This window comes from Romboutsia sp. (assembly GCF_056995035.1).
This window is the reverse complement of the sequence record NZ_JBXKIW010000073.1, coordinates 22670-36544: the sequence shown is the minus strand read 5'-3', so window position 1 is coordinate 36544 and position 13875 is coordinate 22670. Positions and strand designations below refer to the sequence as shown.

The 13875-nt window shown below is 25.9% G+C and carries 13 protein-coding genes; 11 read left to right on the top strand and 2 right to left on the bottom strand.

Annotated features, from left to right (window positions below; all coding sequences use genetic code 11):
- Positions 1-36 precede the first annotated feature (36 nt).
- Positions 37-960, bottom strand: coding sequence for a CPBP family intramembrane glutamic endopeptidase (locus tag AC11VW_RS11260; protein ID WP_484301516.1), 924 nt, complete (start codon positions 958-960; stop codon positions 37-39).
- Positions 961-1159: 199 nt separating this feature from the next.
- On the opposite strand from AC11VW_RS11260, the gene AC11VW_RS11255 reads away from it, so the two are divergent.
- The 7 genes from AC11VW_RS11255 (at position 1160) to AC11VW_RS11225 (ending at position 7769) form a co-directional block, all read left to right on the top strand.
- Positions 1160-1516 carry a GntR family transcriptional regulator gene (locus AC11VW_RS11255; protein WP_484301515.1) on the top strand — a complete coding sequence of 119 codons (357 nt, stop codon included), beginning with the start codon at positions 1160-1162 and terminating at the stop codon, positions 1514-1516.
- An 11-nt stretch (positions 1517-1527) separates the two neighbouring features.
- Positions 1528-2220: an ABC transporter ATP-binding protein gene (locus AC11VW_RS11250; RefSeq protein WP_484301514.1), complete on the top strand. Its 693-nt coding sequence runs from the start codon at positions 1528-1530 to the stop codon at positions 2218-2220.
- The gene (locus AC11VW_RS11245) at positions 2213-3034 is read left to right on the top strand and encodes a hypothetical protein (protein ID WP_484301513.1); all 822 of its coding nucleotides are present in this window, start codon (positions 2213-2215) and stop codon (positions 3032-3034) included. The genes AC11VW_RS11250 and AC11VW_RS11245 overlap by 8 nt, the downstream gene beginning before the upstream one ends.
- 16 nt (positions 3035-3050) lie before the next feature.
- Entirely contained in the window at positions 3051-4295 is a 1245-nt protein-coding gene (locus AC11VW_RS11240) for a hypothetical protein (protein ID WP_484301512.1), read from the top strand.
- A 272-nt stretch (positions 4296-4567) separates the two neighbouring features.
- Entirely contained in the window at positions 4568-5209 is a 642-nt protein-coding gene (locus AC11VW_RS11235) for a hypothetical protein (RefSeq protein ID WP_484301511.1), read from the top strand.
- A gap of 212 nt (positions 5210-5421) precedes the next feature.
- A complete protein-coding gene (locus AC11VW_RS11230) occupies positions 5422-6879 on the top strand; it encodes a DEAD/DEAH box helicase (RefSeq protein ID WP_484301510.1) in 1458 nt (485 codons plus the stop codon).
- A gap of 26 nt (positions 6880-6905) precedes the next feature.
- A complete protein-coding gene (locus AC11VW_RS11225; protein ID WP_484301509.1) occupies positions 6906-7769 on the top strand; it encodes a RelA/SpoT domain-containing protein in 864 nt (287 codons plus the stop codon).
- A 111-nt stretch (positions 7770-7880) separates the two neighbouring features.
- Here AC11VW_RS11225 and AC11VW_RS11220 read toward each other — a convergent pair whose 3' ends face one another.
- Complete coding sequence (locus tag AC11VW_RS11220) at positions 7881-8975, bottom strand: sensor histidine kinase (protein WP_484301508.1); 1095 nt, start codon at positions 8973-8975, stop codon at positions 7881-7883.
- 328 nt (positions 8976-9303) lie between these two features.
- On the opposite strand from AC11VW_RS11220, the gene AC11VW_RS11215 reads away from it, so the two are divergent.
- From AC11VW_RS11215 to ortB, 4 genes are all read left to right on the top strand, one after another.
- Positions 9304-10698, top strand: coding sequence for a sigma-54 interaction domain-containing protein (locus AC11VW_RS11215; RefSeq protein WP_484301507.1), 1395 nt, complete (start codon positions 9304-9306; stop codon positions 10696-10698).
- Positions 10699-10975: 277 nt separating this feature from the next.
- A complete protein-coding gene (gene ord / locus AC11VW_RS11210) occupies positions 10976-12040 on the top strand; it encodes a 2,4-diaminopentanoate dehydrogenase (protein ID WP_484301506.1) in 1065 nt (354 codons plus the stop codon).
- Between the two features lie 88 nt (positions 12041-12128).
- Positions 12129-12437, top strand: coding sequence for a 2-amino-4-oxopentanoate thiolase subunit OrtA (gene ortA / locus AC11VW_RS11205; protein WP_484301505.1), 309 nt, complete (start codon positions 12129-12131; stop codon positions 12435-12437).
- On the top strand, positions 12430-13851 hold the full coding sequence (gene ortB, locus AC11VW_RS11200; RefSeq protein WP_484301504.1) for a 2-amino-4-oxopentanoate thiolase subunit OrtB: 1422 nt from the start codon (positions 12430-12432) through the stop codon (positions 13849-13851). Before ortA ends, ortB begins: the two co-directional genes overlap by 8 nt.
- Positions 13852-13875 lie beyond the last annotated feature (24 nt).

The window sequence follows — 13875 nt, the reverse complement described above, 5'->3', positions numbered from 1 at the left end:
TTGAAATTACAAATATAGGATATATGAATTATTAAATTAGTTAATAGCTGATTTTAATAAATAACCTTTTTTGTCTAGTAAAAATACAATGAAAATAGAAGCAAGTAATACGAAAGTACTTATGATACCTGCCTCAGGACCAAAAACTCCTCCTGTAACAAAATCATTTCCTACTAAATTAAAATCGATTAAACTTCCTACTTCAACATTTAATCCACTAACTTCAAAACCAAATAAATTGCCTTGGGCAAAGTTCCAAGCACTGTGCATTCCACAAACCGCCCATAAATCATTAGTCTTAATAACATAAATTCCATAAAATAATCCAACCAATATAATGTTTAATATAGCAATATAATTTACATTAGGATTACCTAAATGCAATAATCCAAAGAACGTAGAGGAAATTATTAAACCTAAGATTATGTTGTATCTAGCACCTATAATATTCATTAACCATCCTCTTGTTACAATCTCTTCAGTTCCACCTTGAATTATCCATCCTAATAAAACAATTAAAATACTTGATAAAGCTGACACTCCTACTGGCTGGCTAGGGTGTTTTTCAATAGTTATATATCCAAATACAGATAGTATTACTACTATAATACCCATCATAGCAATACCTATGAAAAATCCAAATGCATATTTCTTTAACCAATTATTTTTACTAAATCCTATAGATGAAAAATTTCTTTTTTCTATCTTTGTAACTCTAAAAAATACAAACAAAGATATAAAAGCAAAGCTAAGTAAAGAAATTAATAAAGATACTATATCTTGATTTGATATAAAAAGTTCAGTTTTATTTAATAAAAATAAAAAAGGCAATGTAATAAGTCCTCCAACAAGAGAACCTCCAAACATGAATATTAATGCTAATATTATAGCCCAAATAAAGTTTGGTAGTTTTTTACTTCTATTAGCCTCATTTACAAGGTTTGTGCTTTGTGTAAACATAAATTTCTCCTTTATTGAAAATTTTAAAGTATTTATTCTTAATATTAATTATATAGCTATTTATACTAGATGGCAGAAAATATATAATATTTATTAATAAAATAAAAATTAAATTTTACTTGCAAATAAACTGTACCATGCATATAATACAGTTATAAGGTGTATTACTTTAATAATACAGTAGTACGGAGGTGTATATATGAATTTTATAGCAAACGATAGAGAACCAGTATATCTTCAAATAATAAGATATATAAAACAATCAATAGTAAAAGGGTATCTTAAACCAGGGGACCCAGTACCATCAAGAAGAGAAATGGCAGTAAGTATAAAAGTAAATCCCAATACAGTACAAAAAGCATATAAGGAGATGGAAGATATGGAGATTATAAAGACAGTTAGAACATATCAAAGTACTATAACAACTGATGAAAAGATAATAGATAAAATGAAAAAAGATCTTATACATGAATCATTAGAAATTTTTATAGAAAATATGAAAGCAATAGACGTAGAGAAGGATGAGATTATAAAAATCATAAAAGATTCATATTAGGAGGGGAAATTATGATAGAGGTAAAAAATGTTACTAAAAAATATAGAAAATCAAAAGCACTTGATGATATATCATTTACTATAGATGATGGGAAAATAACTTGTGTATTAGGAATAAATGGAGTAGGAAAATCAACAATATTAAAGTCTATAAGTGGTCTTGTTAAAATAGATAAGGGAGAAATTCTTATAGATGGAGAAAAGCCAAATTATAAAACTTATAACAAATTAGCATTTGTACCAGATATAGATATACATTTTCCACAAATGACTATAAAAGAAAGTTTTGAATTTATGAAAGACTTTTATAAAAATTGGAATTATGAAAAAGCTTATGAAATGCTACAAATGTTTGATTTAAGTGATGATAGACGCATATCTAAATTATCAAAGGGAAATAAGGCAAGGGTTAAGATAATACTAGGATTTGCTCAAGATGCAAAATACATATTGTTAGATGAGCCTTTTTCAGGAATTGATATATTTAAAAGAGAAGAATTTATAGGAATAATGGCAAAATATATGCGTGATGACCAAAGTATTGTTATAACAACTCATGAAATAGCAGAGATACAAATGATTGTAGATGATGTAATACTAATAAATAATGGCAAATTAGTATCTAAATTTAATGCAGAAGAAGTTCGTGAGATTGAAGGGAAGTCTATAATAGACAAAATGAGGGAGGTTTATAAAGGTGAATAATATATTAAATTTATACAATATAGAACTTAAAAGAATATATAAATTATATCTTGGATTGTTAGGACTTTTAATAGTTGGAAATATGATATTAGTTAATAATTCTATAAACAGAATTATACTTGAGGTTGCTAGTGAAACTAATTCTAAAAAAAGTATAGGATTAATGAAACTAAAAGAAGCTAAATTTATATTATCTGAACATGCACTTTATAAGCTACAGGGTGATACAACTTTATTATTAGGATTAGTAGTCATACTTTGCTTAATATATGGCTTAGTTATATGGTATAGAGATTTTATTGGTAGAAATAAAACAGGATATGCATTGTTTATGCTACCTCAAAATAAATTTAACATATATATAGCTAAAGCAATAACATTAGTAATTATGATATATGGAGTTATTATAACTCAGATGTTAGCATGGTTTATTGATATTAGTATAATAAAAGTCTTAGCTAATATTAATAATCAAGAATTTATTTATTTTTTAGATATATTTATGACTCAAAATAATATAATAACTTTAATTCAACCATATTTTATAGATTTTATAATGATAAATGTAATAGGGGTAATACTTGCAGTATTGGTTATATTTACAGGTGTTATGATTCAAAAATCTTTTAAAATACCAGGAATAATACTTGGGTGTTTATATGTATTTGGATCAATGTATTTATATGGGTATTTAGGTACATTTGCAAATTATCAAGATCAAAGATTAATGATTCATGGAATTTATTACATAATATTATTTGTAGTATCAGTAGGATTATCATATACCCTTTTAAATAAAAAAGTATATGTATAGAGGAGGGGGAATTAAAATGAATAAAAAAATATCAAAAATTGTATTAGTTACAACTGTAGGAACTATGCTTGCAACTAGTGTATGTATAGGATTAAATAATAAAGAAAATTATGAAGTTACAGATATAAATGGAAATAGAGAAGCTTTAGGAAATGTAAATATAGTATATCAACAAGATAAAGGATATTACAAAACTACAGAAGTAATAATGTCAAAAGATAAAATAAAAGTTGATAATTATGCAAAAGGAGTTCAAACAGGATTTCCATTAAATAATTTTTATAAACAAAATAGAAATTTATTTAATGCTTCAAGTTCAAATAACGAATATAGTACGTACAAAGATGATATAAGTATAGGATATGCAAATGTAGAAAGTCATTATAATATGAGTAATGAAGAAAAGTTAATTGTAAGTGTAAAAGATAAAAATTTAAAAACTAATAAAATTAAATCTTATGAAATACATTTAGGTGGAAAAGTTAGCCAAGAATCTAATTCAGATTATAGTGGCATTCCTCTAAAATATAATGGTGAATTATATGTAATTGTTGGGATTAACAAAGAGCGAAACTATCCATTTGGAGAAGAAGCAAATGTTTATGCTAGTAAGGAATGTTTAGTAAATATTTATAAATTAAACTTAGAAAATGAAACATCAGAGCTTGTAGTTAGTAGAATAATAGGTAAAAAAGATGACTTAGCAAGTATAGGAACTGATTTTTTCACATATGAAAACGAGTTTTATTTTACAAAAGAAAGCTATGAAAAAGTTAGTGAAAAAGAATATAAGAAAAAATATGAATTAATTAGCTATGATTTGAAAGCTAAGAAATTTAATTTTACAAATCTTCCTATAGAGTCATCATCAGAAAATGATTCTCTAGATAGGACTTACATAGAAGGTGATAAAGTTTCATTTTTATCTTATAATAATAAATCAAGTGAATTATCTATGAAGATAAGCATTATGGATTTAAAAAGTAAGAAGTTTATAACTGAAAATGAAAACTATATTTTAAAATTACCAAATGAAAAATTTGATCATAATATAGAACAAATTAGAGATATAGACAATAAGTTGTATATAACAGTTGATGCTTCTGAAGATTCAGAGAAAGTAAAACCTAGAGAGCCTCTTAATAAAGAATATGTATATGTTATAGATAAAGTAACTAAGAAAACTTTGTATACGGGTGTTGTAAAAGATGAATCTGCTCCTTATATACATACAAGTATTGTAACAAATGATGAACTTTAATATATAACTAAATAAAAATTACACTATTTAATCATAATTATATAAAAATTAAATAGTGTAATTTTTATATAATAAAGAGATTTAAGAATAAGATTCAAGCTAGTTTTAGACCAGTAGCACTTATAATTTTCATTTTATATAGAATATATAAAATGAAATTCATAAGAAAAGTTTTATTAATAATTAATAAAGATTAGCATATCAATTGGAGTCATAAAATATATAAATCCCCCATATAAAATTATAAAAATATAATTTTATATGGGGGATTTATGAATAGTCTAGATATAAAGATAAATGAGATAAAAAGTAATCTTATAAATAAAAATATAAAGGCTATAAGAAAAAATAAATTAAAAACTATAAAAAATGAAGACATAAAAAACATAAAACCAGAAGATACAAATCTATTAGAAGAATACAATTATTATGTAAAACTATTAAAAAAAGTTAAAAAATATATAAATAAAAATGAAGATTTATTAACGATACTCAATGCAAAAAATAATAAGGTAGGGAAAATAATATATATAGTAGTTAGTATTAATATAAAAGAAATAAGTATAGGCATACCAATAGACATAAGAATAATAACTGGAGATACAAATGATACATACATGGATTGTACATACTATGAGATGAAAGAACAATCAAGATTATATATAAATGATTTTAAGTCAACAAAACCCAATCAAGGTTATGGAGGAATTTTATTGAAAAGTTTAGATAATATTGTAAATGAAGTAAATAAATGTTTAAGAATATACAATTTAAAAGATATAAAGATAATAGAGGGGCATTTAGTTGCAAATAAAAATATTATTAACGAAAGTGATTTGAAAAATATGTATATAAAGTATGGATTTGAGATAGATAGCAAAAATAAGATAAAAAAGAATGTATATATGTTCTAATAAATAATCTAAACTAATTAAATCAATTAATTATAGCTAACTATTAAATTTCAATTGTCACGATATCGTGAAAGTGTAGATACTCAATTAGAATATATATTATATATAAAATAAGAATAAATAGATTTGAATTTTAAAATATCCATTTTGTATTAGTATATTTAATTTATGGTATAATGAATAGTTACATATGAAAAAATAAGGAGCGAAAAATGAATAAGAAATTTATAGATTTTAATTTAAATAAAGATATATTGAAAGCATTGAATAATTTAGATTATAAAAAACCTTCAAAAGTACAAGAGCAAACAATACCAAAGCTTTTAAATAAAGAAGATATAATAGTTAAATCAAAAACAGGAAGTGGAAAAACTGCAAGTTTTGCAATCCCTATATGTGAAAATATAGATATAGATAGTACAAATGTCCAGGCACTTGTAGTAGTACCAACTAGGGAGCTAGCCCTTCAAGTTAAAGATGAAATATCTAGTATAGGTAGACTTAAAAAAATTAGATGTAGTGCTATATTTGGAAGACAACCTATAAAGGAACAAATCTCAAGTTTAAAGCAAAGAGTACATGTAGTAGTGGCAACTCCAGGTAGAATAATAGATCATATTGAAAGAGGAACTATAAATATACAAAACATAAACTATTTAATAATAGATGAAGCTGATAAAATGCTAAATAAAGGGTTTATAGAACAAATAGATGTCATATTTAAAAACTCTCCAAATAATAAGACGATAGGTCTGTTTTCAGCTACAATAGATAAAGATATAGAATACATCTGTGAAGAATATATGAAAGATACCGTAATGGTTGATATAGAAAATCATGAACAAATTAATAAAAAACAAATAGATGAAAATTATATAAAAGTTGAAGAAAGTGATAAGTATGAGGTTTTAAAAAAACTAATATATGCGGAAAATCCAAAATCATTAATGATATTTTTAAATACAAGAGAAAGAGTCATGAAGCTTTACAGTCAAATGAGAAAAGATAAGTTTTTAGTAAGGGAACTTCATGGAGAAATGTCTCAAGAAAAGCGTATATATGCAATAAAAGATTTCAAAGAATTTAAATTTAATATACTAGTAAGTACTGATGTAGCATCTAGAGGTATTCATATAGATGACATTTCCTTGGTAATAAACTATGATGTACCAAGAGATAAAGAAAATTATGTTCATAGAATAGGGAGAACAGGAAGAACAGATAAATTTGGAAAAGCTATAACTATGGTAAGTAGCAAGGAAGAAAAATATATCGATGAAATAGAAAGTTACATTGGATATAATATTAAAGAGATAAATGAACTTAAAGAAGATAAAGCTAAAACAGGAAAAAATATATTCGAAGAAAATCAAAGAAAAATGTTAAAAGAAAAAAGAGTTAAAAATCCAGAGAAAAAAATTCATAGTGAAGTTACTAGGATATATTTAAATGGAGGAAAGAAAAAGAAAATAAGGGCTTTAGATATAGTTGGAGCAATAAGTAATTTGCAAGGAATAGAGGGTCAGGACATTGGAGTTATAGAAGTACAGGATTTATGTTCTTATGTTGATATTTTAAATCACAAAGGAGAACAGCTATTAAAAAAATATAAAGAAATAAGCATAAAAAAGAAAATGGTAAAGATAAAAAGAGACAACCAAAATCAGTAAATTATGATTTTAAAGGGAGGATATAAATGCTTAATAAAAAACAATTTTTAAGCAACTATAATATAAGTGAAGAATTTTTAATTCAAAATAATATAGAGTGGGATACATTAACAGAAATATACAATGATTTTAATAAATATAGAAAAAGCTATGAAACACAAGCTGATTTAATAGCAAACATACTAAGAGGGCATAAAAAGGTTCATTCAGTTAAAACAAGGGTTAAGGAAGCAGAGCATTTAATTGAAAAAATAATAAGAAAGACTGAAGATAGAAAAAGAAAATATGGAAAAGATTTCGAATTTACTGTTGATAATTATAAAGATGAAATAACTGATTTACTAGGAATAAGAGTAATACATATATTTAAAGAAGATTGGGAAGAAATACATGATTTTATAAGTATAATGTGGAATGTAAATGAAATAGTAGCAAATATAAGAGAAGGAGACAACGCTAAAACATTCGAAGAATTAGATATAGAAGTTTGTTCAAGACTATCAGGATATAGATCAGTTCACTACTTAGTAGAATCTTATCCAACAACAAAAAAGGTCATATCAGAGATACAAGTAAGAACAATATTTGAAGAAGGATATGGAGAAATTGATCATCAACTTAGATATTCTTTAAATAAAATACCTGAAGTATTAGAACAAAATCTAATGTTACTTAATAGAATAGCAGGGAGTTCGGATGAAATGGCATCTCTTATAAATATGTTAAGTAAAAGTTTTGATGAAATTGAGTTAAATCATAATAATACTATAAATATAAAAGATGAAAAGATAATAAGCTTAAAGCAAAAAATAGAAAATAGTAAAACGATAGATGAAAAAGAGAGAAAAGAGTTAATAAGTGAGATAAATCAAATATTACAAAAATCTTAGAATTATTTAAATAGAGTAAAATAAATATCGGATATTAAGTATAATGTATATTCTTATATCCGATATTTTTATAAAATTATTATTTAAATATTGTAAAATCAAGTCTAATATTTATTTGAAAATATCTGATAATTCTATGTTAGTAGAATTGTTAGTAGATGATATTTCATTATAAATATGATTAGCTAAATTAGCTTTAATAGGTAACGTTATAATAAAAGAAGTACCTTTACCTAATTTAGAATCAACATTAATTGTACCATCATGTAATTTAACAAAAGATTTTACAACTGATAGGCCAATTCCACTTCCTTCATTTTGTCTAGTAAGTCCATTATCTATTTGGATAAATTTATCAAAAATTTTAGATAAATTTTCCTCATCTATACCTATGCCATTATCTTTAACAATAAAATTAAGATTATTTTTATCAGCTATAATAGTTGCAAATATATCTCCGCCAGGGTTAGAAAATTTTATAGCATTTGAAAGTAAGTTAAGCACTATTCTTTCAATTTTTTCACAATCAGTAGACATCATCAATTCTTCTATATTTGTATCAAAGACTATATTTAAATTTTTAGTATTTGCATAGGGAATAACTGATAATACTGCATCTTCTATTAACTTAATAATATCAGTAGTTTTGAGTTTTAAATCAGCAAAACCAGAATCAATTTTCGCAATATCTATAATATTATTTATTAGTCTAAGCAATCTATTCGAATTTTGAGTAATTATATTTAGGTTATTATTAATACCTTGATCATTATTAATATTTTCCTTAGCTAATAATATTTTTAAAAGCTGATTAGCTGATATTATAACTGTTAGAGGAGTTCTAAGTTCATGACTTATATTAACTATAAAGTTACTTTTAGAAATATTTGCATCCTCAGCAATTTTTTTTGCTTTATTTAATTCATTTTTATATTTAAAAGTCTTTATACTGTGTAAAATTAATGCAAATATAATTAATATTAAAATTATTATGGTAAAAAACATAGCTAAAATAAGATTTTTATGTACTTCATAAGTATTATAAGAAATTTCCTTTAATTGATTATTAAAGCTTATAAATTTAGGTGAAGAAGAACTAATAAATAAAATATTTTTAATAGGATAAGCATATATATTCATTGGAGTTAATAAATAAATAGATACTAATATAATCAAGAGTATAAATTTAATAGAATCTTTTTTCATATTCACACATCCTTATTAGTTAAATATAGTTTATACGTAAAATTATAACAGAAAAATCAGAAAATTGTAAAAATATGCATGAAAATAAAAAATATTTATTTTAATATAAATCTTTTATAATAGTTTGCTAAAAAAAACAAATATAATTCACTTTAATTTTATTTAGAAATTTAAATATAAAATTTGAATATTTATAATTTTTCAATAAACATATATTAATAAAAAGGAGAATTATGATTAATGTGAAACTATTAATAGAATGATGCTTTTTTTAATTAGGTCCAAAATAGATAAAAATTATATAGTATAAAAATAGGGGGCGTAATTTATGAGAGAAGATATATATAGTGAAGTAATTGAAAAAATAATAGAAAGTATTGATGAAGGAATACATTTTATAGATAAAGAAGGAAATACGATTATATATAATAATTCAATGGCAAAACTAGAACAAATGGACAAAAAAGATGTATTAAACAAACCATTTGTAGATGTGATTCAAAGTATGGAAATAAAAAATAGTACTTTACTTAAGGCATTAAGAAATAAAGAACCTATAAAAGACAATGTTCAAAAATATTTAAATAAAGATGGAAAAGAAATTACCACTATAAACACCACTATACCTATAATGGTAGAAAATAAACTTATAGGAGCTTTAGAAGTATCAAAGGACATGACTCAAATTCAAACTCTATCAGAACAGATACTAAAATTGGGAGAAGTTAAAAATAATAAATTACATAATCCTGAAAAGTTAGGTTACAATTTTGATGATATAATAGGAGAAAGTGATTCTATTAAAAAGGCGCTTGAAATATCTAAAAAAGCTTCTAAAAGTGATGCTACAGTTCTTATATATGGAGAAACTGGTACAGGAAAAGAGCTTATAAGTCAGTCTATACATTATTATAGCAAAAGGCATGACCAGCCATTTATAGCACAAAATTGTGCAGCACTACCAGAAAGTTTATTAGAAGGAATATTATTTGGGACTGTAAAGGGAGGATTTACAGGAGCAGTAGATAGACCTGGACTATTTGAACAAGCTAATAAAGGAACTATGTTATTAGATGAGATAAACTCAATGCCATTACAACTTCAAGCAAAGTTACTTAGAGTACTCCAAGAAGGTTATGTAAGGCGGGTTGGTGGTACTAAAGATATACCTGTAGATGTTAGAGTTATAGCTACAACAAATGAAAATCCAATGGATATATTAAATGAAGGAAAGCTTAGAAAAGATTTATATTATAGATTGAACGTAATTTATATCCAAATACCTCCCCTTAGACAAAGAGGTAATGATATTATATTACTTGCTGATAAGTTTATAGAAAAATACAATAAAAAACTAGGGAAAAGTATAAAGTATATATCAGATATAGGAATGAGAAAACTTAAAAATCATTATTGGCAAGGTAACGTTAGAGAATTAGAAAATACTATATATTCTAGTATGAGCATGATGGATGATGAAGATGTATTAACTGAAGACATGATAAATATAAATGAGTATAAAACTAACATAGCCGAAAATGTATATGTTATAGATGTAGAGGCTAAACCATTAGATTGGATTGTTGCAGATATTGAAGAGAGATATATAAATGAAGCTTTAGACAAAGCTAATGATAATGTAACAAAGGCAGCTGCTATTCTTGGCTTGTGTAGGCAAAACTTACAATATAAAATGAGAAAATATAATATAAGAAGAAAATAATACGGAGTAAACAACAAAGAGCAAAAAAGTTTGCATTATATGCAAAATTTAATGCTCTTTTTTATGTTTAAAGACTTATATATATTAAAATTTTTTTATTATTAAGAATATTAAAAAAATAATCGATTAGAAATTTTCAGAAAAAATACTCATTTCAATGGGTTGAAGCTAGATTTTCAAAAAAGAAATTTAAAATAAAAATTTAAACTTAAAAATGGCATGTAAGTTGCTTTAATAAAAGACAGAAAAGATATAAATAATAAGGGGGAATTTAAAAATGAGAAATGTTAAAGTTGGAATTTGGGGATTTGGAGCAATGGGGAGCGGAATGGCTAAAATGCTTCTTAAGAAAAAAGGAATAGAAATAGTTGCTGTATGTGATATGCATCCAGAAAGAGTTAACAAAAGTATATATGATGTATTAGGATGTGAAAGAGGAGAAAGTAAAGAAGTTATAATAAATTCTGACCCTAATGTAGTATTTACTGAAGAATGTGCAGATGTTGTTTTATTAGCTACAGACTCTTTTACAAAAGGTGCATTTGATAAAATAAAACTTATATTAGAAAAGAAAATAAATGTTATATCTACTGCAGAAGAAATGGCTTATCCTAAAGCTCAAGAGCCGGAATTAGCGCAAGCACTAGATAAAATAGCTAAAGAAAATGGAGTATCAGTACTTGGAACAGGAATAAACCCAGGATTTGTACTTGATTTATTAATACTTGCATTAACAGGAACTTGTGAAGAAGTAGATTACATAAAAGCAGCTAGAGTTAATGATTTATCGCCATTTGGAACAGCAGTTATGATAGAACAAGGCGTTGGAGTTACTAAAGAAATATTTGAAAAAGGTGTAGAAGATGGATCAATAGCAGGTCATGTTGGTTTCCCTGAATCTATAAACATGATAACTGAAGGTATAGGATGGAATTTAGAAAAGATAGATCAAACTAGAGAGCCAATAATGAGTAATGTATATAGAAAAAGTGAATATGCAGAAGTTCAAGCTGGAAATGTAGCTGGATGTAAACAATGTGGATACGGATATGTTGACGGTAAAGTAAAAATAGAAATGGAACATCCACAACAAATATTACCTCACTTAGAAGGATTATCAACAGGAGATTATGTAAGCATAAAAGGTGTACCAAATATAGATTTACAAATAACACCAGAAATACCAGGTGGAATAGGAACAATAGCTATGTGTGTAAACTCTATACCTCATGTTATAAACGCAATTCCTGGTCTTAAAACAATGTTAGATATACCAGTTCCAAGAGCTATGATGGGGGATGTACGTGAATTGGTTCAATTAAAAGAAACAGTAAAAGCTTAAAACTTATATTTGAAAATAAAATCTATATCCGTGCTAGCTAGCTGTCTCAAACCTAGTTAGCACGATAAATATAAAGGAGAATGTTAGTATGGATGCTAAGCGTGGAGATTGGGTAATAATTCATAATGTAGTACTTAATCCAAGTGAAAGAGCACCACAAATTCCAGATGATACAAAATCAAATCCTCTTGAAACTTGGGTTAAAGGATTTATAAATGAAGATGCAAATATCAGGGATTTAGTGAAAGTTACTACTATTACAGGAAGAGGTGTAGAAGGTAACTTAGTAGAGGTAAACCCTTATTATACTCATGATTATGGCAAATGTATACCAGAGTTACTTCAAATAGGAATTAGTGCTAGAGAGATACTATTTGGAGGTGAGTTAAATGAATAATGATAATAACTATCAAGCTGTAATGAATAGAAAAAATGAAATAATGAAAAATGCTATAGGAATAGATTACTCTATATTTGAAAACGAAGGTGTATCCTTTGATTATGAAAAGATGATGAAAGAAACAGGATATTCATTAGATGAAATAGAAAAAATTCAATCGGATCATGCAGTAGGAAATACACCGATAATAGAACTTAAAAATATCACAAATCTTGCTAGAAAAGTTGCTCCTAAAGGAAAAGGTGCAAGAATATTTATAAAAGATGAAGCGGCTAATGCATCAGGAAGTTTCAAGGCAAGAAGAGCAGCAACTGCTGTATATCATGCTAAAAAAATGGGATACAAAGGTGTAATAGCAGCAACTAGCGGAAATTATGGAGCTGCAGTAGCATCTCAAGCTGCTATGCAAGGACTAAAATGTATAATAGTTCAAGAATGCTATGATAGTAGAGGTGTTGGGCAGCCGGAAATAATAGAAAAAGCAAGAAAGTGTGAAGCATACGGTGCAGAAGTTGTTCAATTAACAGTAGGTCCAGAGTTATTTTATACTTTCTTATTAATGTTAGAAGAAACAGGATACTTTAATGCATCATTATATTCTCCATTTGGTATAGCTGGAGTTGAAACGCTAGGTTATGAAATAGCTATGCAATGTAGAGAAAGAATAGGAAAAGATCCAGATGTAGTAGTTTGTACTAATGCTGGAGGAGGAAATCTAACAGGAACGGCGAGAGGTCTTATAAAAGCAGGAGCAGCTGATACTAAAGTAGTAGGTGCTAGTGTTAATTTAAAAGGTCTTCATATGGCAAGTGATACACAATTTAACAAGAAATCATTTACAACAGGTCATACAGGATTTGGAATACCATTTTGTACTTGGCCGGATAGATCAGATGTACCAAGATCTGCAGCAAGACCACTTAGATATATGGATAGATATGTAACTGTAAACCAAGGTGAAGTATTCTATATGACAGAACTTTTAGCTCAACTTGAAGGATTAGAAAGAGGTCCAGCAGGAAATACGTCTTTAACAGCTGCATTTAGTTTAGCTCAAGAACTTAATGAAGATCAAATTATATTAGTTCAAGAAACAGAGTATACAGGAGCTGGAAAACATATAAATCCACAGCTTACATTTGCTCGTGAAAATGGAATAGAAATTAAATTTGGAAATCCACAAGATGAAATATGTGGGCAGAATTTAATATTACCTTCTCATCCAAACTTAATAAAAACTAATGAAATAAATATGGATAAAATAAGAAAATCTTATATTAAAAATGCTATAGAGAATAATAATGTTTCTTATTTAAGTGAAAAGGATATAGAATTCTTAGCTATAGATGCTAAATGTAGTGAAGAATTTGTAAAGTCTGTAGCGGAAGAGATAATTATAAAAAGTATATAAGAAATATATAAATAGATATTTAAA